This window comes from Natrononativus sp. DTA114, assembly GCF_059736515.1.
The window spans coordinates 697766-716694 of sequence record NZ_JCASSN010000001.1; the positions used below are offsets into that span (position 1 = coordinate 697766).

Below are 18929 nucleotides of genomic sequence, written 5' to 3' on the forward strand. Positions count from 1 at the left end.
GCTGTGACCCCGTCGGCAAACTCACAGCGCCCCGTCGTCCGCGACGCTCGTGAGGAGCACCGCGCCGTCGACATCGGTCGTCTCGAGCGCCGCCCGCGCCGCCTCCTGGGCCTCCCTCGCGTGGGCCTCGTCGGTGAGCCCGTAGACGACCGGCCCCCACGACGACTGGCCGACCCCCGAAAGGACGGCACACTCCTCGAGGGCGTCGACGAGCGTGCCTGCGGGCGGGCGAAAGACGCCGCCCTGGGCGTCGGCGTACCAGGAGCCGTTCTTGCGGCCGATCTCGCCGATTGCGTCGCCGAAGGGCTCGAGCCGTCCCTCGGCGGCCGCCGGCAGTAGCTTGCGGGTGAGGAGCCCGGCGATCTCGTCCGAAACGACGGGGTCGGCGCGCTCGACGACGGTTCGCATGCTGGCGTCCTCGCCCTCGCCGCTGCGGCCGGGCTCGGCATCGGGAATCACGACGAGGAACCGCCAGTCGGGCGGCAGGTCGTGACGGGCAACAACCGGCGGGACCGTCCAGTCGCCCTCCGCGGGGGGCTCGGTGGTGAACCGCCCCGTCGGGTGGCCGGCGTCGACGACGAAGCCGCCCGACTCGAAGGTGGCGACGCCGACGCCGCTGCGGCCGCCGCGTCCGAGTTGGGGCGCTCGCTCGCGCACTCGCGGCTCGAGGCCGTGACACCGCGCCGTCGCGACCAGGGTCGCGAGTGCCAACTGCGTGCCGCTGCCGAGGCCGACGTGGCGAGGGAGTCGCTCCTCGAGGGAGAGGGAAACGCCGGGAACCTCGAGACAGTCGACGGCCCGCTTCGCGTACTCGCGGACGAGGGGGTCGTCAGTTTCGACAGCGGAGGCGGGTTCGGCGGCGACGGTTACCCGCGGCTCTGCGAGGCCGACGCCGATGCCGCCGTAGAGTCGCCGGCGCGCGAGCGAGAGGTTCTGAAAGCCGAAGTGAAGCCGCGCCCCGGCGCTGACCGTCACCATACCAGATGTGGGCGGGCCGGCCGCAAGGGGGTTTCGACGGTGGCAACGCCGGCCAGTCTTTCGCTGGTCTCGAAACCCGCTTACGAGGTGGAGTGGCCCAGTCGAGAGAGCGCCCGGAACACGGCCACCACCTCGAGGTCGTGTTCGCGGGAAACGGTGCGAACGGCCTCGAGGTAGCTCCCGTACGCTTCGGGTGGGGCGGGTGAGGGGTACGTCTCGAGGGCCGCCACCGGAAACGATCCGAGGAGCAGATCCGCATCCAGCAGCGCCGCGACGACGGCCTCGTCGAGCGTGACGTAGCGCTCGGGATCGATGTACTGGAGGTACGCCGACGCGATCGGGACGTCGACGCCCTCGAGGGCGGTGAGTGCTGCGAGGGCGTCGGTCGCGGTTTCCGCCTCGACTGCGCCGGTGATCGCCGCCTCGAGGTCGTCGTACCCGTTCTCTTGAAACGCGTCCTCGGCGGGGTGGGGCGTCCCGGACAGCGACCGTCGGGCGAACCAGCGGACCACCCACTCGGCGTCCTTCCAGAGGAAGGACCCCTCCGCAAAGGCGGTCGGTAACGTCTCGAGACGCTCGTCCTCGACGGTGGTAAACGGGTGTTCGCGTTCGTACGTCACCGCGGCTTCCCGAAGCTGACTCGTCGTAAACGCCATCGAGTGAGCCGAAGTTGCCACGGTGCAAAAACCCACCCCCGGTCGCGGTCGCCGACTCGGCGAACCGGTGATGGACGACGGGGCCGGTCGGCGAACTGTTTTGACGGTTGGTAGCGATAGCCACGGGTATGGGATCAGACGACGACGCCGTCCACACCATCTGTCCGTACTGCGGGGTCGGTTGCGGGTTGCAGCTCGAGGCCGGCGACGAACCGGGCGCGGTCTCGCTAAAACCGTGGTTCGACGCGCCGGTGAACGAGGGAGCGCTCTGTATCAAGGGCGGGGCGTCGACCGAGGTGGTCGACCACGAGGATCGGCTGACCGAACCGTTGATCCGGGATAGTGGGAGCGGCGAGTTCCGCGAGGCGACCTGGGACGAGGCGCTGGGCCGGATCGTCGACGAACTCGAGCGCGTGCGCGACGAGCACGGTCCCGACGCGACGGGCTTTTTCGGCTCCTCGAAGGTGATGAACGAGGAGAACTACCTGCTCCAGAAGCTCGCCCGGCGCTACGGGACGAACAACGTCGACAACTGCACGCGGATGTGTCACGCCTCCACCGTCTACACCCTGCGGAACAGCCTGGGCGCGGGCGCGATGACCAACAGCATGCAGGATCTCAAAGACGCCGGCGACGTCTTCTGGATCCAGGGGGCCAATCCGGCGGAGCAGCACGTCATCGCCCACAGCAACTACTTCCGCCAGGCCGCACTCGAGGGCGCGACCCTCGTCCAGGTCGACCCGCACGCGAACAAGACCACTCGCGACGTCGACCTCCACCTCCAGCTCGAGCCGGGCACGGACATCCCGCTGTTGAACGTCGTGCTGAAGACGATCCTCGAGGAGGGGCTGTACGACGAGGCGTTCATCGAGCAGCGAACGACGGGGTTCGACCACCTCGAGGCGACGCTCGCCGATTTCGATCTGGAAGAGGCGGCCGAGACGTGTGGGGTTCCGCTCGAGGACATCCAGGAGGTCGCCCGAATTTATGCGGAAGCCGACAACGCGGCCATCTTCACCGGGATGGGGATGAGCCAGCACCGCTGCGGGGTGGACAACGTCCAAAACGAGGTCAACCTCGCGCTGCTCACCGGCAACCTCGGCAGACCGGGGACCGGCGTCAACCCGCTGCGGGGACAGAACAACGTCCAGGGAACCTGTGACGTTGGCGCGATGCCGAACGTGCTGCCGGGGTATCAGGAGGTCGACGACGACGAGGCCCGCGAGGCCGTCGAAGCGGTCTGGGGGTTCGAGATCCCGTCCGAACCGGGGCTGACGAACGTCGAAATATCGAACGCCATCGGCGACTCGATCCACGGGTTGTTCGTTATGGGCGAGAACCCGGTGATGAGCGAGCCCGATTCGCTCGAGGTCGAAGAGCGGATGGACGACCTCGAGTTCCTCGCGGTGCAGGACATCTTCATGACCGAAACCGCGGAGTTCGCCGACGTCGTCCTCCCCGCCACCTCCTGGGCCGAACGCGGCGGGACGGTGACGAACACCGACCGCAGAGTCCAGCGGATGCGTCCCGCGGTCGACGTGCCCGGAAACACTCGCCACGACCTCGAGATCCTCTGCGAACTCGGAGCTCGGCTGTTCGGCGAAAACGCGGGGTTCGAGTTCGACGGCCCCGAGGCGGTGTTCGAGGAGCTTCGCCAGGTGTGTCCGAGCTACCACGGGATGACCTACGACAGCCTCGGCCACGAGGGCATCCAGTGGCCCTGCTACGAGGAGGGCGACGCGGGCGATCAGTTCCTCTACGAGGAGTCGTTCGACACCGACGACGGGTTGGGCGTGATCCGCGGCGTCCGCCACACCGAACCCGCCGAAGTCCCGGACGCGGAGTACCCGCTCGTGCTCACGACTGCCCGCCTCGAGGAGCACTACAACACCGGCACGATGAGCACCCGGTCGCCGACGCTCGTGCGCCGCACCCCCGAGAACTTCGTCGACATCCATCCGGCGGACGCCGAGGCGCGAGGGATCGAAGACGGCGACTACGTCACGCTGCGCTCGAGGCGGGGCGAGATCGTTCTCGAGGCCAACGTCACGGAGGACATCAAGGAGGGCGTGGTGTGGACCACCCCGCACTTCTCCGATGCGCGGGCGAACAGGCTCACCAACGACGTGCTCGACCCGCTGGCGAAGATTCCGGAGTACAAGGCCGCGGCCGCGGAGGTCGAGCGCACCGAACGTCCGGAACCCGCCGACGACTGAGCCGTGGTGGGAGAGACACCCGCAGATCCGTCGCCCGACCCAGACCTCTCGGGAGTCGTGCTCGCCGGCGGCTACTCGACTCGATTCGGCGAGGCCGACAAAGCCGTGGCCGACCTCGCGGGGAAGCCGATGATCCGGCGGGTGGTCGACCGACTAGCCGTCGTGGCCGAGGAAATCGTCGTCAACTGCCGCGAGGACCAGCTCGAGGCGATCCGGGTCGCCCTGGCCGACGCGCCCGCGGACGTCTCCTACGCCGTCGATCCGGTCCCCGACCAGGGGCCGACCGGCGGCATCCGGACGGGCCTCGAGGCCGCCACCAACGAGTACGCGGCCGTCGTCGCCTGCGACATGCCGTTCGTCGAGACGCGGCTGTTCGAACTGCTGTGCGAGCGCGCCCGGAGCGAGGGAGCCGACGGCGCGGTGGTCCAGCTCGAGGACCGCTGGTACCAGACCACCCAGGCCGTCTACCGGACCGAACCGATGGCCCGCGCCTGTGGCAGGGCGCTCGAGCGCGAGGACAGCCGCATCCTGACGGCGCTCGAGGATCTGGAGTGGGTCGTCGTCGACGAAGCGGCGCTCGAGGACGCGGGGATTTCCCTCGAGACGTTCGAGGGGGTTGATACGCGCGAGGCGCTCGAAGCGGCGGAAGCACGGCTGGAAGAGTAGGTGTAACCGGGAGCAATCGCCGGCTGGAACAGGTCTCGAGCGGGCTGTCTGTTGAGTTGTAAACCAGCCTGGCTTCGTTATGTGAGATCACCTGTGAAAATCACGGCCAGTATAGATACTTGAACGTTCATAGCACCACCTGGGTCCCGTCAAACGCAACTGGCTGTGGCGATCGGTCACCGCTTACAGTGTCATACCAAACTCTCGGTAGTAACCCTAATGATCACACAATTCCTGAGCGACTTATGGTGTCGCACGACGGCGCAGAGCGGATTCCCGCAGCGTGTTCGAGCTGTGGGGCAGTATACGTGGCCCGACTCCTCACAGATGGAGCCATTCGGCCGATCGGGAGCCCGAACGGATGCCAGTGCGGAAGTTCGGAATTCGAGGATCTGTCCAGCAAATTATCAGACAGCTCTCTCGATACGACTGAATCGGCTACTGACGACTGATCAGTATCGTCTGTAGAGTGCCTACTGCCGAGAGCACCGGCTCGCCTGAGTGAGACGCGGATGCAACGGGCAGTTCGCAGACGCACGTATCGAATTCACTGGTTCAGTTATGGCTCTCGCTGTGCGTGTTGAGCCTGGTAAGCGAGAGTAACGGAGTCGCCGACAACACTGAGGACCGCGATCCTCGAGCGGGTTTCGCCGGCGAAACCCGCACTCGGGGATGACGCCGCCACCCCACCCCGGCGGCACGCACTCGTCGCGCCGCTCCTCGCGGATGTGCCGCCGCTTCCGCCGCGGTCGATGACAGGGGAGTTTCGACCGCAGTGGGCCACCAGCAACGATTGACCCGGTCGGAGCCACTTATAGGGCCTCGAGACCACCTCCGACCATGAGCGAGCAGGGCGAGAGCCGCTTTCACCACGACAAAGACGAGCGCCTGCAGAGCCGCGACGTGACCGAAGGTGCCGAGAAGGCCCCCCACCGGGCGATGTTCCGCGCGATGGGCTTCTCCGACGAGGACCTCGGCTCGCCGATGATCGGCGTGGCGAACCCCGCGGCGGACATCACCCCATGTAACGTCCACCTGGACGACGTCGCGAGGTCGGCGCTCGAAGGCGTCGACTCCGCGGGCGGGATGCCCATCGAGTTCGGCACGATCACCATCTCGGACGCCATTTCGATGGGAACGGAGGGGATGAAGGCCTCCCTGATTTCGCGGGAGCTGATCGCCGACAGCGTCGAACTCGTCGCCTTCGGCGAGCGCCTCGACGGACTCGTGACGGTGGCGGGCTGTGACAAGAACCTCCCGGGGATGATGATGGCCGCGATCCGCACCGACCTCCCGTCGATCTTCCTCTACGGCGGCTCGATCATGCCGGGCGAGCACGACGGCCGAGACGTCACCATCGTCCAGGTGTTCGAGGGCGTCGGCTCCTACGCGACCGGCGAGATGAGCGCCGAGGAACTCGACGACTTAGAGCGCCACGCCTGCCCCGGGGCGGGCTCCTGCGGCGGGATGTTCACGGCGAACACGATGGCCTCGATCTCCGAGGCGCTCGGGCTGGCACCGCTGGGCAGCGCCTCCGCGCCCGCCGAGGACGACGAGCGCTACGAGGTCGCAGCGCGGGCCGGCGAACTCGCCCTCGAGGTCGTCGAGGAGGACCGGCGCCCCTCCGACATCCTCACCCGCGAATCGTTCGAGAACGCGATCGCCGTCCAGACCGCAACCGGGGGGTCGACCAACGGCGTCCTTCACCTGCTCGCGCTCGCCCGCGAGGCGGGTATCGGCCTCGAGATCGAGGACTTCGACGAAATCTCGCGACGGACGCCCAAGATCGCCGACCTCCAGCCGGGCGGCGCGAGCGTGATGAACGACCTCCACGAGATCGGCGGCGTCCCGGTCGTGATCCGGCGGCTGCTCGAGGCCGACCTGCTCCACGGCGACGCGATGACCGTGACCGGACGAACGATCGCTGAAGAACTCGAGACCCTCGATCTTCCCGCGGACGACGAAATTTCCGCCGACTTCCTCTACACCGTCGCCGACCCCAAGCAGGCGGAGGGCGCGATCAAGATCCTCGAGGGGAACCTCGCGCCCGACGGCGCGGTGCTGAAAGCCACGGGCGAGGACCAGTTCCACCACGAGGGACCCGCCCGGATCTTCGAGGACGAGGAGGCGGCGATGCGCTACGTCCAGGAGGGGGAGATCGAGTCAGGTGACGTCATCGTGATCAGAAACGAGGGCCCCCGCGGCGGTCCCGGCATGCGCGAGATGCTCGGCGTCACCGCCGCCGTCGTCGGCGCGGGTCACGAGGACGACGTCGCGCTGCTCACCGACGGCCGCTTCTCCGGCGGCACGCGGGGGCCGATGATCGGCCACGTCGCCCCCGAAGCGGCGGTCGGCGGCCCCATCGGCCTGCTCGAGGAGGGAGACACGGTGACGGTGGACGTTCCGGAACGGCGACTCGAGGTCGACCTCGAGGAGGAGGAGCTAGCGACCCGGCGCGAGGCCTGGGAGCAGCCCGAGCCCGCCTACGCGGGCGGCGTGCTCGCGAAGTACGGCCGGGACTTCGATTCGGCGTCGAACGGCGCGGTGACGAATCCGGGCGTGAAGCGAGAGTAGATCGCCTTCAGCGTCTGAACCGATCGCTACCGGCGCTCGAATCGGTTGAGACGAGTAAGAACGGAGAGACGGTGATCCGCGGGTTAGAACGGCGGCGACGTCGGAATTTCGGTGTCGTAATCGCCGACCGGGCGGACGCCGATGCCGTGGAAGTCGGGGATCGGCGTCTCGTCGTCCTCGATGTCGTCCTCGGAGTAGCCCTCGATCGGGTCCGGTTCGACGACGGTGACGATCTCGCGGCTCTCGACGTCGAGCACCGAGAAGCCGGGCGTCACGCCGGTCGCGGCGTGGGGGTCGCCCGAGAGCGGGCTCGGACCCCGAAGCGTCGCGAACATGTACTCCCCGTCGGGCGACGACCAGAGGATGTCCGGCGCGTCGCTCTCCGCTGGCTCGTCGGACTGGGCGGGACCGAACGCCTCGATCTCGTCGACAACTTCGTCGGTCTCGGGATCGAGGACGATCCCGTCGTTCGTCTCGCGGTTGAGCACCCACAGCTCCTCGCCGTCGGGGGTGTACCAGAAGCCGTGGGCGTCGATGCCGCCGGTGTCGGCAGTGTGGACGACTTCGTCGGCCTCAGTGTCGAAGACGTAGAAGTCGCCGACGCCCTCTTCGCCCTCCTCGGGGTTCGACGGGAGGCCCGCGGTGAGGTAGAACTTCTCCTCGCTCGGGTGGGGCATGGTACCGCAATTGGTCGGCACCTCGTCGCCGGCGAACGCCGCATCGACGGTGAACTCGTCGTGGTCGACGATCACGAGTCCGGCGTCGTGGTAGCTCGGACCCAGCGTGTGCAGCGAGCGACCGTCCTGGGCGAACTGGTGGCAGATCGGCGCGGCGGACTCGATGCCGGCTTCCTTGACGACCTCGTTCTCGGGGAGGTGGATCTCGTCCTCGATCTCGAAGTTCTCCGTCTCGAGGTCGGCGTTCACCCGGACGATCTTCTCCTCACCGATGACGTCGACGTGGATGCAGTTGTCTTCGGGGGAGAACGCGGCCATGTGCGAACCAGCGCCCGTCTCGAGGTTGGCGACGAGTTCATAATCTTCGGTGCGGAAGACGAGCGTCCGCGCCCCTGCCGTACAGGCGATCGCGGCGTACTCGTAGTCCGAGGAGAAGTCGATCATGTGCGGAACGACGCCTTCCTCGGGAACGCCCTCGAGGGCGTTGACGTCGATCTCCTCGAGGACGTCGAATTCGCCGTCGTCGCTCGGTTCGTAGACGTAAATCGTGTCCGTTCCCTGGTCGAGCGCCCAGATCTCGTACTCGTCGTGGGTCTCTTCGGCCTCCTCGTCGGTGGTCTCGTCGTGATCGTCGTCGGTACCGTCGTCGTCACCGCCGGTATCGTCTCCCTCCTCGCTGTCGGCCCCGCTGAGGCAGCCCGCAACGGTCGCGATACCGACCGCACCGCTCCCGGTGAGAAACGCTCGTCGAGTTGAGTCGATCGTCATACGAGATTACTGCAACCCCACACTCAAAAATATACGGTTCTTAGGCCGTCTAGACGGCAAATTTCGGGGTTTGACGGAGACGAAGGCAAAAGTTGACTCGAGTTTGAAACGCAGTCGACGGAGGCCACTGCTACCGGCACCGCTCCGTCAGCGATGCGCGTTTAGCAGAGCCACATGCGGATAATATTGCCACCTTCTACGTGATCGGCGGCAGCGATGCGCAGTGCTACCGGCGTTCGGCCCGTTCACCGGGGACGCCGACCAGTCCGCGAAACGCCGAACCGGAGAGCGAACACCGGTAGGCGGGTTTGTACATCATGTTCGTCCCACCGTCGCGGACCTCCCACTCGTCCGCGATGGCCTCTCGCAGGTAGTACTGGGCGCGTTCGTTACCCGGTTTTACGTAGTAGTCGCTCATCCGGATCGGGTCCCGGTCGAACAGTCCACCGGGCTCCCGGCCGTCGATGAACACCACCGTCTTCTCGGCGAGGTAGAGTTGGTCGCCACGAGCGCGCTTCGTGTGGGCGTTCTGGGGGTGGCGCTCGAGTATCCGTCTGCGCTCGTCCGCGGGTGTCGCGGGCTCGATGACGTCGACCGCTTCGACGGTCATGTAGCCGATGAGGTAGCGGTGGGCGCGCTCGCCCCCCGGCCGGCGAAGCCCCGCGTAGAAGCCGACGACGTCACCGGCCGCGAGCGCTCGCAGCCGGGAAACGTAGCCGCTGGTGCGGTGTTCGCCGTAGGTCAGCGCCTCGAAGTTCGGATCCCGATGAAACGGCCAGGACTCGAGGTCGTCTCCGGTGACGACCTGCGTTCCGTCCCGAACGGGCTGTGGGGAGATGCGGGTCGTCAGATCGGCGGCCACACCCTCGCCGTAGCGGAGCGACCACGAGCCGAGCGTTTCAGTCTCCCCGGTTTCGCTCGTTTTCTCGGGGATCGGCACGTACTCGAACGTGCCGTCGTCGTATAGCGGAGCGAGCGCGCCCAGGTTGGTGCTGTCGGCACCGACGCCGGCGAGGACGACCGTCATATCCCTCCCTCGAGAGGGGAGGGTATTAACGGAGTCGAACTCGGGCGACCACGCAATTCCCGGCTGGACGCTTATTTCGTTCTGCGCCGTCGAACGCGTATGTTCCGAGGCGCAGCTACGAGCCGACGACGTGTGTTGAAACTGACCGGAATCACGGCTGGGGCCGCGCTGGGTGCGGGTTGTGGCGGCCCCGGCGAGGAGGAGGAACCGGACGCAGAGGAGGGAACCGGGAACGGACAGGATACCGAAGACGACGACGAGCACGAAGCGGAGGACGACGGGGTCGGGGGTAACGGGGGCGAGGACGACACCGAAGCCGACGACGAATCGTAACGCTTCGTCCCCGACACGTCCGCTCGTGCGTGTGGTAACGGCGAGTGCGACCGTTCGAGCGGCTCACTCCGACGCCTTCCTGAACAGCGGCTGGATGGCGTCTTCGCCCTCCCCCAGCGGATCGTGCTCGAGGTCGCGGTCGTCCGCCAGTCCGAGGTAGATGGCGCTGTTGATCAACCCGATGTGGCTGAACGCCTGCGGGAAGTTGCCGAACAGCTCTCCGGTCGCCGGATCGACGCGCTCGGCGAGCAATCCGAGAGGGGTCGTATGCTCGAGGATGGTCGTGAAGATTTCGCGGGCCTTCTCGACCCGCCCGCAGAGAACGAGGGCGTCGACCAGCCAGAACGAACACAGAACGAACCCCGTGGGCTCGTCCTCGGCGACGTCGCTGTCTCGGACCCGGTAGACGAGGCCGTTGTCGGTCAACAGCCGGTCGCAGACCGTGTCGATCGTCGACTGTACCCGCGGGTCGTCCGGCGGGAGGAACTCGTAGATCGGGAGCAGGAGGCAGGTCGCGTCGAGTGCCTCGTCGGTGTCGAAGTGCTGGACGAAGCTGCCTGCCGATTCGCTGTAGCCGCGCTCGAGGATCGCCGCTTTGATCGCATCGCGCTCGTCTCGCCACCGCTCGAGCGGGGCGTCGCGGTCGCTCTCGACGGCGAGGTCGATCACCCGGTCGATGGCGACCCAGCACAGGAGCTTCGAGTGGACGTAGTGGCGTGGCTCCTCGCGGAACTCCCAGATACCCGCGTCGCGTTCGTCCCAGACGTCACAGACGTGCTCGACGAGTTCTCGAAGCGACGCCCAGTCGTCGTCGGTGAGCGTCTCGTCGTGTCGGAGCGTCTCGTACAGCCCCTGGACGATCGCACCGTAAACGTCGAGCTGGCGCTGCTCAGTAGCGGCGTTGCCGACTCGAACCGGCTGCGAGTGGCGATAGCCGGAGAGGTGCTCGAGTTCGAACTCCTCGAGATCCGTTTCACCGTGCACGCCGTACACCGGCTGCACGTCGGCCGGATCGTCGTGGCTGATCTCGCGGAACCACTCGAAGTAGTCCGTCGCCTCCTGTGTTCGCCCGAGGTTGTGCAGCGCCTGGATGGTGAACTTCGCGTCGCGCATCCAGTTGTACCGGTAGTCCCAGTTGCGCGAGCCGCCGTACTCTTCGGGGAACGAGGTCGTCGGCGCGGCGTAAATTCCGCCGGACCCCTCGTTGATCAGCAGTTTGAGGACGAGACCCGACCGGACCACGTCCTCCCACCAGAGTTCGTCGCCGGCAATCGCCGTCGCCGCCTCCTCGACCGGCTCGGCCCAGTCGCGCCAGTAGTCGACCGTTCCCTCGAGCAGGCGCTCACAGCTCTCCGGCGGCATCGCCTCGAGATGGTCGTACTGCAGCCCCAGCCAGACCGTGTCGTCCTCGGTGAGTGTGACGGTTCCGACGACCCGATCGTCCAGGCTTCGGAGCTCCAGTGGCCCGTGTACCTGGAGATAGCACGGGTCATCACCGCCGCGTGCGACGAACAGGTCGGCCTCGGCGTCGAGTTCTCCGTCGCGTTCGATTCGCGTCTCCGCACGTGCGTAATCGAGTCGCGGACGGAAGTCCGCCTCGAGCGTGAGCGTCCCCGAGTCACAGCGGAGCTGGCGATACAGCGACTGCTGGCGGGTGGGGTCAGCGGCGGCCTCCTCATCCGTCACGGGCATGAAGTCGGTGAGCGTGGCTCGCCCGGAGTCGGTTTCGAACACCGTCTGGAGGACGTTCGTCCGGTCGAGATAGCGCTGACGGCTCTCGAAGGCGTCCGTCGGCTCGACGGCGAAGTGGCCGCCCCGCTCGTCGAGCACGCGAGCGAAGACGCTCGAGGCGGCGACGTGAGGGAAACAGCACCAGTCGATCGAGCCGCTGTCGTCTACCAGTGCACATCTGTCGTCGTTACCGATGAGGCCGTACGTGGCGAGTGGCTGAAATCCCATGATCGTGTGGTCGTCCCCGGTCGTAGACCGTTCTACGGGTACGCGTTCGATCACGCACCGATCACGGCGAGCCGGATCAGTACGAACCGTTCGACGAACGTCGTCAAAAACGTTGACGTAGCTGTTGCGCCCAGCCACGAAATCGGTCCGTGGCCCGGCCGGGTTTAGAGTGCAATGGAATCGACTATCCCCGTGATCGTCGTTTGCAGTCGATACACCGTATGTGTCACAGCCACGTCGCTCCCGACTACCCAACGGCGCGATGGAGGAAACGGCGATGACCGAAATCGGCTACCACGCCTCCCACGAGCAGTTTCCGCCGAGCGACCTCCTCGAGTGCGTGAAACGGGCGGACGAGTACGGCTTCTCGACCGTACTCGCCTCCGATCACTTCCACCCCTGGAGCGAGCGCCAGGGCGAGTCGGGGTTCGTCTGGTCCTGGCTCGGTTCCGCGATGGAGGCGACCTCGATGAGCTACGGAACGGTCAATGCGCCGGGCTACCGCTACCACCCCGCGATCGTCGCCCAGGCCGCGGCGACCCTGCGCGAGCAGTACCCCGAGCGCTTCTGGCTCTCGATCGGGAGCGGGCAGCTCCTGAACGAGGGGATCGCCGGCACCGACTGGCCGGTAAAGGGCGAGCGAAACGCCCGTCTGGCGGAGTGCGCCGAGGTCATGCGACAGCTGTGGGACGGCGAGACGGTGACCCACCACGGACGCATCACCGTCGAGGAGGCGACGCTTTACACCCGGCCCGAAACGGCGCCGCCGCTGATCGGGGCCGCACTCTCGACGGAGACCGCCGGCTGGCTCGGCAGACAGGAGTGGGTCGACGGACTGATCACCATCGCGACGCCGGACCACGACGCACTCGAGGAGCGCGTCGACGCGTTTCGCGAGCACGCCCCCGAGAAGCCGATCACCCTCAAGGTACAGCTCTCCTACGACACCGACGAGGATGCCGCCCTCGACGGCGCCTACGACCAGTGGCGGACGAACTGCGTTCCGGGCCCGACGACCCAGGAACTTCGGACGCCGGAGCAGTTCGACGAGCAGGCCGAGACGATCCGGCGAAAGGACGTTGCGGAGAACGTCCGGATCTCCGCAGATCCCGAAGAACACGTCGAGTGGCTCCGACGCGACCTCGATCTCGACGTCGATCGGGTCGTTCTCCACAACGTCAACCGCGAGCAGGCGCAGTTCATCGACGAGTTCGGCGAAACGGTCCTCCCGAACCTCGAGTAGCGGCCACCTTGCAAGCGACACCTCGACCGGAGTCACTCGTCGTGAAAACGAATTCAGGCGAGCCGTTATTAACTCCCTGAGCCTGCAACCGCCGAATTATCTACTAGTCACCGTGGAGGACGACGTGTAAACGTGAGTGACAGCAGTCAACGCACGGATGAGAAGCGACGAGCCGTCGCGACGTGTACGGGGTGTGGGAAAGTGTTCACCGTGTGGCTGTTCGCGGACGGAACCGCGACTCCGATCGGTGACCCGGATATGTGTGCGTGTGAGGAGATAACGCCGGAACCGGTCGACTCGACGCAGCTGTTCGACCGCTTCGACGGCTACGCCACGGACTGATCGTCCAGGCCGAAGCCGGCTACCGGGACCGGTGGTCGGTCGCGTGTTCTCGGGAGGGGATTTTGGAGGTCGCCGTCGAAGACACCGTGGATGTCCCGACCACCCGTCGAATGTCCGCTCTGCCACACAGGGATGGATCCCGATCAACGGCTGCTTGAACACTTACTCGAAGCCCACACGAAACGCGAACTGGCGGCGTTCACCGCGACGGAGACACAGGCGCTCGAGGACGAGGACGTCTCCGAGTGAGGGTCAGTCGTCGGACTCGAGTTCGGCGACGACTTCCTGGTCGCCGTCGTGAGTGTAGCTGCCGGTCAGCGATTCGTAGTCGGGATGATCGACGTGGATCGTGTACTCGTTCTCGTAGATTTCGTCGACGTACTGGCCGTCCTCGTCGGTCTCGCCCTCGAACTCGAGCGGGATGTCCGCCTCGTGTTCCTCTCCCTCGCCGTAGACGCTGGCGCCCTCGATCGGCTCGCCGTCCTCGTCGACGACGGTGAGCGTTAGCAGCGACGTGTCCGGCGCGTCACCGTCCTCGGCCGGCTCGAGTTCGACGACGATCTCCTGCTCGCCGTCGTGGCTGTACTCGAACGTCTCCGTTTCGTAGTTGGGGTGGTCGAGTTCGATCGTGTACTCGTTTTCGTAGATCTCGTCGGTGTAGGTGCCGTCCGCGTCGGTCTCGCCCTCGAACTCGAGCGGGATGTCCGCCTCGTGTTCTTCTCCCTCGCCGGTGACAGCGACGCCCTCGATCGGTTCGCCGGCTGGACCGAGGACGGTGAGCGAGAGCAGCGACGTCTCCGGCTCGCTCACGTCGTCATCAGCGCTTCCATCGTCTGAAGTAGTCGTACCGTCGTCTGCGTCATCCGTGTCGTCAGCGCCGTTCGCGTCCCCACCACCGTCTGCGCTCCCCGCATCGTCATCGGTCTCCTCGCCTCCGTCGGCGGCACCATTTTCGCTTCCGTCGTCGCTATCGTCGGTTTCCGCCGTGTCGTCTCCGGACTCGAGGTCCTCGGTCGAATCCGCATCGTCGCCGCCGATCGACGGTCCGCTGGGATCGATCGCGCCGCTCGTTGCGAGCGAAAGGACGATTCCGACGCCGAACAGAAGGACTCCAAACAGAACTAATCCGGTGTGGACGCCGTTGAACAGTCGAATAACCCCCTCCTCTCCAGTAAAACCGTTTCGTGTATCCATTGTGATCACCAGCAGTACGACTGGTACGTTCGTACCGGATCCAAAGAGACTGCCACTGTAGTATTTTTATACACTTTAACGTTATTTCCGATCGACCGTTCACAATAGATCGGCGTGTAGAGACGGCCTATACAGTGAGTAGCGTTCGCTTCAGTGAACGCGTCGGTGCTCGAGTCGAGCACCGTCGGAAGAGAGTGGGGCGTTCGATGGTCGGCATCTCGATTGTCGCCGGTATCGAGCCCGCCGCCCCGGCTGTCGGCTCCTGAAGATGAGGGTATCGTAACTACTGAAACGGGTGACACACTGCTCACAGCGGGGCGGCCAGGGCTGGTGAGAGTCCGCTAATCCCGGCCGATTGATCGTAAGCAAGGTGTGCGCTGACTGTCAGTGGCTACCGTATTACTGGTCTCGAGCCGCCCGCTGTCGAGATGGAACGGCGCCCGGAGCGGGCGATCGTCCCGATCTCGACCGAGCCCATCGTGAGGGATGACCGTAAACCGGAGTAAGCGAGCAAACCACTTCGGAACGATCTGTGAAAAGCGGATGGCGAAGAAGCGGCGGTTCTCCCTCGAGCGGGCGAGATGGCACGATGCCCGCTTTCAGAACGGAATGCCGGTGGAAAGCAAGAGTACGATGCTCGAGCACTCGAACGGCCAGCCGGGGAACTTCAAGGTGTACAAGGCGTATCACGACCGACTCCGGCGAGCGGACAGCTGGTACTGTTTCGTCGTCTACCGACCACACGGCCGCTCCGGGTGTACGGTTCTGAAAGGCCGGATGTGTAAGGCCTCGAGTCTCCCACTGCTCCGGTGGCACGGCGGTGGCGACCATCGAAACACACAGCAAGCGAAAATACCCAGTATGGATATCCCCTAAAATTTCCGGAACCTCATACCCGTTAACATTATAGTTCGGAAGATTCAACAAGGTGTTGCCGGCACCCAATCCGGCCACGCAGTCAGAGGCACCCTTTCAGCCGCCCTGCTTAACACCCATCCGTGTAACGGATATGCTCGTTTCGACGTCGAAGCTTACGGCTCGAGTTCGGCAATTATTATAGCCAGCCGACTTTCTCAGCCTCTCGAGCCTGCACACTCTCCGAATGTTTTCCCCAAGTAGTGGCACTGAAACGTCTCGTAGTCGTCCCACCCATCCCATTGCATCAACACTGATGGGAGTACTTCGGCCTCGAATCGCGTCGTAGGGTCCACGCCCCCAGTCCGGCCACTTCCAGCGGCCTTCGATCTCGTGGGGCGTCGTCTTGGGCTGGCTCATCGCGGATCTCCCGTCTCATCCTCGCTGTCTCTCGACGAGAGCGGCACCGCACTCGCTACAGCGGTAGACCTGCGAACTTCGCTCGCGACAGACCGGGCAGAACGTGACGCTGACCCACCCCCAACCCGGAAAAACTGGGGCGAATATACCGGGATAGCTTGAAATATAATGCTAGTTTAAAGAAGGCTCGGAATAGCTGATAGTGTACATTGACTAGAGGAATGTGCCCAAACTGTCTTTCCGAGCAGAGTGAAGTAGTAGACCGAACACTAGCTAATCCGGGTGTCCGAATGGATTTTCGATGCAGCGTTTGCGAGCACGAATGGGTTGTAACCTTCTGAGATCCGCCTTTCGAGGCACTATTAACCCCACCGACTCACCCCCGAGGTGGCCTCGAGCGCCCGACGAACCTCGTCGTCGGTTTGTGTCGACGGGTGGGCGATGGGCGTCCGACTCCGAACGTGATACAGCCGACTCGCGCGGACGAACTCGCCCGTCATCGAGCTGCCTCCTCAGCTGGTCCCGTTTCTGCAGCGTGAACGGAATCGAGATTATTTGGTTCTTGTGTTACGCGCTCGAAAGATACATTGCTTGAGAGGAAATGGAGTGCAGTATGTCGATTGAAGAAACTAACCGGGCTGGTATCGCTGCGGTGGCCGCTCTTGTATTGGTTGTGACCTACGTAACGCTCAGCCTTATCGGAATCACCGTTTTGCCGATCTATAGCACGGCTCTTCTGGTGTTGATCGTGATTGCGCTGTATCTGTTTTATCGGCTGGTCGTAGCCGTCGAATCGATCGCAGCAAAGATGTAGACGCTGGCTGCGACGGTCACGACTCATTTGTCGACCTCATCTCCGTCAGTGAGCATCGGAGCGCTCCGATACGTTCCCGTCCGTCGCAATCGTCGCGGACAGTCCCGCTAGTGGCCTGCTTCGGAAACGCCGTCAGTCAACCGGGTGCAGCGACTGTTACAGACCGGACAGCGGAACTCTCGCGACGTCCTTTCGGGTGGGACTACGGTCTGGCTGTGGGCGCGAGCGGAGGCGCCGCTCGAGTTCGTCCCGGCCGACTTCCTCGAGCAACTGCTCGATGTTCATTTAATCCACCCCGAGAAGAACGTTGGTGCGTCACCTGTCCCAGAGGTTCGGCAATGAATAGCTAGATAATTTCGAGTGGGACCACGGTCGCGGCGAAGCCGCTCCCTGGCCCCATTTTTCACTCCTCACGACACGTCGGTCGCGTCGCTCCCTCGTTCGTCGCGTCGTGAAAAATGGGACCGCCGAGAATTGAACAGGTGCAAGACGGTCCGATTCGCTCCTTCGGTCGCTCATCGGCTGCGACTTGCGTGCTCAACTCTCGGCTCTTTCCACGGTTCTACCGCTCACGACATTGTTCGCGGCAGAAAGTGGGACCGCCGAGGTCAGCGAGCCACGTTTTGCGAACCCCGTTCTGTTCGGCGTTCATGCTGACCCCTCCTGGTCCTCGAGATACTTCCGGCGTGACTGCATTCGTCGAATCGGGTCCGGGTGGTCGTAGTGCTCGCGGATCACTTCAGGGGTCGCGTTCACTCGTTCAGCGACGACCTCCGGCGGCCACCCCCGATCGCGCATATGCGTAATCGCACCCGTTCGAATCGGGTGTGGCGACCGGCTCGAGGGACACCGTGCCTCGAGGCTGTGGTCCAGAGCTTCACAGGTACTCGTATCGCGATCGTGCGGACAGCCGCCGTACCGGCACGGCTGGGTCATGATGTACACCTCCCGCCGAATGCTCGACTTGGAGACTCTGGCGTGTTTTCCCTTCTCCGTGGTTAACAGCGGTCGGCGCTCGTTTTCGTCGGTTCGTTCGACGCGATTGATGTCGATGTACTCCTGCACCCGGTCGGCGACCTCGCGGGCGAGCGCAACCGGGCGCTCGCCCGCACGTTTGTTCTTTAATGGTGTCTCCGGGCGATGTCGAAAGAAGAGGAACGGGAGCTGTACGTTCTCGAGTGCGTCCCGATCGATGTCGTCCAGGTGGCGGAGTCGCTCGAGGTCGCCTGCGTGGAAAAAGCAGTCGTCGACGTCGAGTGCGTGAAGCCCGCCCATCCGACAGCCGGTATGCCAGAGCAGTTCGAACATCGCGTGCCGGCGCGATGCGCGTTCGTACCGGTTCAAGTTCTCGCGGATCGTCCCGGCGCGCTCGGCGGTCAACAGTTCGTCGTTCACTCGCTGAGCCAGCTCGACAGTCGGCACTTCGATCTTCGCCGGAAGGTTCTCCTGGACGCCGTCGATTCGCTCACAGAACTGGATGAACTGCTTGAGCGTCCCGATCTGATTGTTTAGCGTCGATACCTTCAGTCCCTCACTCCGGCGTGTCGAATCGAATCGGAAGACGTCCCGGCTAGTGAGATCGTTGAGGTTGTCGATCCCTTCCTGGTCGCACCACCGGAGGAACGGCTTGAGTCGGTAGCGGTAGCTCTGTAGCGTTTCGTCGGCTCGAGTCGATCCCAACCGATCGATCCACATCTCGACCGCTTCGGTCGGTTCGAGCGGCTCGAGATCGTCAGTCATCGGCCCACCTCGAGCGAGATACTTTCAGGTCGGTAGATGGCTTTACGTCGGCTGAGTTGATATGTAGACATGGCTCTCACTATGGGGAGCCGCGGTCCGCGGGTGCAGGTTGTGGAAGGCAAGCACCCGCAAGGGACCATCGGCGTTGCAGGGTGTTTCGTCCCGCCTGTCATAAAGGAGAGCCATAGCCCCATCCTGAAAGTGAAAGTGACCCTCCCGAAAGAAGACTGGTTCGTGAGATAGTCCATACATCCAGTACCGCCGAAATCGGTGTGCGCGGTAGTGATGAAAGTGGTCGGGTGGGTGGCAGTGCCTGGCCGTCGAACGGGGGCTTTATCCCCCATGTACGTATCGTGGATCATGCTTCCGTACCTTGATTACGGGAGTGTTTCGCGGGTCGGTGCTGGTACCACCGGCCCACGATCGTCAGGAACTCGAGAGCGTAAGGTTCCCGTGTGCTTCCGTTG

At 64.6% G+C, this 18929-nt stretch carries 18 protein-coding genes; 9 read left to right on the plus strand and 9 right to left on the minus strand.

Annotated features, from left to right (window positions below; all coding sequences use genetic code 11):
* Nucleotides 1-21: 21 nt before the first annotated feature.
* Together AC6I6S_RS03690 and AC6I6S_RS03695 are read right to left on the minus strand one after the other, a co-directional pair.
* Nucleotides 22-978 carry a beta-ribofuranosylaminobenzene 5'-phosphate synthase family protein gene (locus AC6I6S_RS03690; protein ID WP_497948381.1) on the minus strand — a complete coding sequence of 319 codons (957 nt, stop codon included), beginning with the start codon at nt 976-978 and terminating at the stop codon, nt 22-24.
* 80 nt (nt 979-1058) lie between these two features.
* Entirely contained in the window at nt 1059-1634 is a 576-nt protein-coding gene (locus AC6I6S_RS03695; RefSeq protein WP_497948382.1) for a hypothetical protein, read from the minus strand.
* A 128-nt stretch (nt 1635-1762) separates the two neighbouring features.
* On the opposite strand from AC6I6S_RS03695, the gene fdhF reads away from it, so the two are divergent.
* The 3 genes from fdhF (at nt 1763) to ilvD (ending at nt 7090) form a co-directional block, all read left to right on the plus strand.
* Nucleotides 1763-3850 carry a formate dehydrogenase subunit alpha gene (gene fdhF, locus AC6I6S_RS03700; protein ID WP_497948383.1) on the plus strand — a complete coding sequence of 696 codons (2088 nt, stop codon included), beginning with the start codon at nt 1763-1765 and terminating at the stop codon, nt 3848-3850.
* Between the two features lie 3 nt (nt 3851-3853).
* Nucleotides 3854-4516, plus strand: a complete 663-nt coding sequence (gene mobA / locus AC6I6S_RS03705; protein WP_497948384.1) for a molybdenum cofactor guanylyltransferase — start codon at nt 3854-3856, stop codon at nt 4514-4516.
* Between the two features lie 840 nt (nt 4517-5356).
* Entirely contained in the window at nt 5357-7090 is a 1734-nt protein-coding gene (gene ilvD / locus AC6I6S_RS03710; RefSeq protein ID WP_497948385.1) for a dihydroxy-acid dehydratase, read from the plus strand.
* A gap of 83 nt (nt 7091-7173) precedes the next feature.
* Here the strand turns inward: ilvD and AC6I6S_RS03715 are convergent, their stop codons facing one another.
* Both AC6I6S_RS03715 and AC6I6S_RS03720 read right to left on the minus strand, forming a co-directional pair.
* Nucleotides 7174-8535, minus strand: a complete 1362-nt coding sequence (locus AC6I6S_RS03715) for a YncE family protein (protein WP_497948386.1) — start codon at nt 8533-8535, stop codon at nt 7174-7176.
* Between the two features lie 226 nt (nt 8536-8761).
* Complete coding sequence (locus AC6I6S_RS03720) at nt 8762-9562, minus strand: Nmad3 family putative nucleotide modification protein (RefSeq protein WP_497948387.1); 801 nt, start codon at nt 9560-9562, stop codon at nt 8762-8764.
* A gap of 99 nt (nt 9563-9661) precedes the next feature.
* On the opposite strand from AC6I6S_RS03720, the gene AC6I6S_RS03725 reads away from it, so the two are divergent.
* Entirely contained in the window at nt 9662-9895 is a 234-nt protein-coding gene (locus tag AC6I6S_RS03725) for a hypothetical protein (protein ID WP_497948388.1), read from the plus strand.
* Between the two features lie 63 nt (nt 9896-9958).
* Here the strand turns inward: AC6I6S_RS03725 and AC6I6S_RS03730 are convergent, their stop codons facing one another.
* Nucleotides 9959-11854 carry a glycoside hydrolase family 15 protein gene (locus AC6I6S_RS03730; protein WP_497948389.1) on the minus strand — a complete coding sequence of 632 codons (1896 nt, stop codon included), beginning with the start codon at nt 11852-11854 and terminating at the stop codon, nt 9959-9961.
* A 277-nt stretch (nt 11855-12131) separates the two neighbouring features.
* Between AC6I6S_RS03730 and AC6I6S_RS03735 the strand changes: the two genes are divergently transcribed.
* The 3 genes from AC6I6S_RS03735 (at nt 12132) to AC6I6S_RS03745 (ending at nt 13688) form a co-directional block, all read left to right on the plus strand.
* Nucleotides 12132-13097, plus strand: a complete 966-nt coding sequence (locus AC6I6S_RS03735) for a TIGR03885 family FMN-dependent LLM class oxidoreductase (RefSeq protein WP_497949292.1) — start codon at nt 12132-12134, stop codon at nt 13095-13097.
* A gap of 132 nt (nt 13098-13229) precedes the next feature.
* The gene (locus tag AC6I6S_RS03740; RefSeq protein WP_497948390.1) at nt 13230-13439 is read left to right on the plus strand and encodes a hypothetical protein; all 210 of its coding nucleotides are present in this window, start codon (nt 13230-13232) and stop codon (nt 13437-13439) included.
* A 90-nt stretch (nt 13440-13529) separates the two neighbouring features.
* The gene (locus AC6I6S_RS03745; RefSeq protein WP_497948392.1) at nt 13530-13688 is read left to right on the plus strand and encodes a hypothetical protein; all 159 of its coding nucleotides are present in this window, start codon (nt 13530-13532) and stop codon (nt 13686-13688) included.
* A 3-nt stretch (nt 13689-13691) separates the two neighbouring features.
* On the opposite strand, the gene AC6I6S_RS03750 is transcribed toward AC6I6S_RS03745, so the two are convergent.
* Entirely contained in the window at nt 13692-14633 is a 942-nt protein-coding gene (locus tag AC6I6S_RS03750) for a hypothetical protein (RefSeq protein ID WP_497948393.1), read from the minus strand.
* A gap of 486 nt (nt 14634-15119) precedes the next feature.
* On the opposite strand from AC6I6S_RS03750, the gene AC6I6S_RS03755 reads away from it, so the two are divergent.
* The gene (locus AC6I6S_RS03755) at nt 15120-15509 is read left to right on the plus strand and encodes a PD-(D/E)XK family putative nuclease (protein ID WP_497948394.1); all 390 of its coding nucleotides are present in this window, start codon (nt 15120-15122) and stop codon (nt 15507-15509) included.
* 761 nt (nt 15510-16270) lie between these two features.
* On the opposite strand, the gene AC6I6S_RS03760 is transcribed toward AC6I6S_RS03755, so the two are convergent.
* Nucleotides 16271-16408, minus strand: a complete 138-nt coding sequence (locus tag AC6I6S_RS03760) for a hypothetical protein (RefSeq protein ID WP_497948395.1) — start codon at nt 16406-16408, stop codon at nt 16271-16273.
* 113 nt (nt 16409-16521) lie between these two features.
* Here AC6I6S_RS03760 and AC6I6S_RS03765 point away from each other — a divergent pair, with 113 nt between their 5' ends.
* Nucleotides 16522-16722 (plus strand): hypothetical protein, encoded by a 201-nt coding sequence (locus tag AC6I6S_RS03765; protein WP_497948396.1) that lies wholly within the window; start codon nt 16522-16524, stop codon nt 16720-16722.
* Nucleotides 16723-16878: 156 nt separating this feature from the next.
* On the opposite strand, the gene AC6I6S_RS03770 is transcribed toward AC6I6S_RS03765, so the two are convergent.
* Both AC6I6S_RS03770 and AC6I6S_RS03775 read right to left on the minus strand, forming a co-directional pair.
* Nucleotides 16879-17007, minus strand: coding sequence for a hypothetical protein (locus tag AC6I6S_RS03770; RefSeq protein ID WP_497948397.1), 129 nt, complete (start codon nt 17005-17007; stop codon nt 16879-16881).
* A gap of 363 nt (nt 17008-17370) precedes the next feature.
* Nucleotides 17371-18462, minus strand: coding sequence for a tyrosine-type recombinase/integrase (locus AC6I6S_RS03775; RefSeq protein ID WP_497948398.1), 1092 nt, complete (start codon nt 18460-18462; stop codon nt 17371-17373).
* Between the last annotated feature and the right edge of the window lie 467 nt (nt 18463-18929).

Bases quoted from the DNA above. Each gene is read 5' to 3' on its own strand.
- AC6I6S_RS03690 (WP_497948381.1), bottom strand. From the start codon at position 978: ATGGTGACGGTCAGCGCCGGGGCGCGGCTTCACTTCGGCTTTCAGAAC.
- AC6I6S_RS03695 (WP_497948382.1), bottom strand. From the start codon at position 1,634: ATGGCGTTTACGACGAGTCAGCTTCGGGAAGCCGCGGTGACGTACGAA.
- fdhF (WP_497948383.1), top strand. From the start codon at position 1,763: ATGGGATCAGACGACGACGCCGTCCACACCATCTGTCCGTACTGCGGG.
- ilvD (WP_497948385.1), top strand. From the start codon at position 5,357: ATGAGCGAGCAGGGCGAGAGCCGCTTTCACCACGACAAAGACGAGCGC.
- AC6I6S_RS03715 (WP_497948386.1), bottom strand. From the start codon at position 8,535: ATGACGATCGACTCAACTCGACGAGCGTTTCTCACCGGGAGCGGTGCG.
- AC6I6S_RS03720 (WP_497948387.1), bottom strand. From the start codon at position 9,562: ATGACGGTCGTCCTCGCCGGCGTCGGTGCCGACAGCACCAACCTGGGC.
- AC6I6S_RS03725 (WP_497948388.1), top strand. From the start codon at position 9,662: ATGTTCCGAGGCGCAGCTACGAGCCGACGACGTGTGTTGAAACTGACC.
- AC6I6S_RS03730 (WP_497948389.1), bottom strand. From the start codon at position 11,854: ATGGGATTTCAGCCACTCGCCACGTACGGCCTCATCGGTAACGACGAC.
- AC6I6S_RS03735 (WP_497949292.1), top strand. From the start codon at position 12,132: ATGACCGAAATCGGCTACCACGCCTCCCACGAGCAGTTTCCGCCGAGC.
- AC6I6S_RS03745 (WP_497948392.1), top strand. From the start codon at position 13,530: ATGTCCCGACCACCCGTCGAATGTCCGCTCTGCCACACAGGGATGGAT.
- AC6I6S_RS03750 (WP_497948393.1), bottom strand. From the start codon at position 14,633: ATGGATACACGAAACGGTTTTACTGGAGAGGAGGGGGTTATTCGACTG.
- AC6I6S_RS03755 (WP_497948394.1), top strand. From the start codon at position 15,120: ATGACCGTAAACCGGAGTAAGCGAGCAAACCACTTCGGAACGATCTGT.
- AC6I6S_RS03760 (WP_497948395.1), bottom strand. From the start codon at position 16,408: ATGACGGGCGAGTTCGTCCGCGCGAGTCGGCTGTATCACGTTCGGAGT.
- AC6I6S_RS03765 (WP_497948396.1), top strand. From the start codon at position 16,522: ATGTCGATTGAAGAAACTAACCGGGCTGGTATCGCTGCGGTGGCCGCT.
- AC6I6S_RS03770 (WP_497948397.1), bottom strand. From the start codon at position 17,007: ATGAACATCGAGCAGTTGCTCGAGGAAGTCGGCCGGGACGAACTCGAG.
- AC6I6S_RS03775 (WP_497948398.1), bottom strand. From the start codon at position 18,462: ATGACTGACGATCTCGAGCCGCTCGAACCGACCGAAGCGGTCGAGATG.